This window comes from Holdemanella porci, assembly GCF_009696075.1.
GTDB lineage: Bacteria > Bacillota_I > Bacilli_A > Erysipelotrichales > Erysipelotrichaceae > Holdemanella > Holdemanella porci.
Map to the genome: position 1 here is coordinate 1 of NZ_VUMR01000133.1, position 1,050 is coordinate 1,050.

1 protein-coding gene is annotated in these 1,050 nt (G+C 32.3%); it reads right to left on the reverse strand.

Features of this window, described 5'->3' with window-relative positions:
- Window positions 1-43: 43 nt before the first annotated feature.
- Window positions 44-1,009, reverse strand: a complete 966-nt coding sequence (locus FYJ55_RS10745; protein WP_326831877.1) for an IS3 family transposase — start codon at window positions 1,007-1,009, stop codon at window positions 44-46.
- Between the last annotated feature and the right edge of the window lie 41 nt (window positions 1,010-1,050).

Below are 1,050 nucleotides of genomic sequence, written 5' to 3' on the forward strand. Positions count from 1 at the left end.
TGGTACTATGTCAAGATTTAAGACAACTTAAATATCTGTTTTTTTAATGTTTATGTTTCAAATATTGTTTTTCAAAATTTTGTGGAGATTCATATTCACAATGTGAGTGAATTCGTGTTGTATTATAAAATCCTTCTATATATTCAAATACGATTTTATATGCTCCATAATAATTATCAATTTTATAAAATTGTAGCCATTCTCTTTTTATCAAGGCATGAAAAGATTCAATGCACGCATTGTCCCATGGAGTTCCTTTCCATGAATAGCTAGTAACCATACCTTTAGTTAATCGCTGGTATAATTCTGATGTATACTGTACTCCGCGGTCACTTTGGATCACAATAGGATGATCAGTTTCACGTCTTTCTTTAGCTTTTATTAAGCATTCTAACACCTTGTCCGCATCCATTGTTCGCGTTAATACCCATGCTATAATTCTTCTTGAAAATAAATCCATTACACTTGTTAAATATACAAATCCATCTTCTCTTGTCCATATATAAGTTATATCTGTACACCATACGGTATTTGGTTTTGTTGGATTAAAATGCCTATTTAATAGGTTCTGCATCTTAGACGAATAATCTTCACTTACAGTTGTTTTTGTGTAATGTCGTACATAACGGGCTTTTATTCCCATACCATGCATTAAATTATATACATGTTTCTGACTGACGTTTTCGCCATTTTTATTTAGTAATACTGTTATTTTTGGTGATCCGTATATACCATAAGATCCTTCATGTATTTTCTTGATTTCTTTTTGAAGATGCTCATTTCTTATTTGTGTCTGAGTAGGTAGATTTTCATTCTTTTTATAGCTATAGAAACCTGAACGACTAACCCCAATTGTTTTTAGCACACTGGCTACGGAAATAGTTTGATCTTTTTTCTTTTGTTGATCAACCGCTTCGTAGATTTCACGGGGCTTTACTTGCCCAGTATGCCAATAGCTTTTTTTAATACTTCTAACGCGTCCTTTGTGTCTTTTAGTTCCTTTTTCAATTTGGCGATTTCTTTAGCTTCATCACTTGCATAATTACCGCT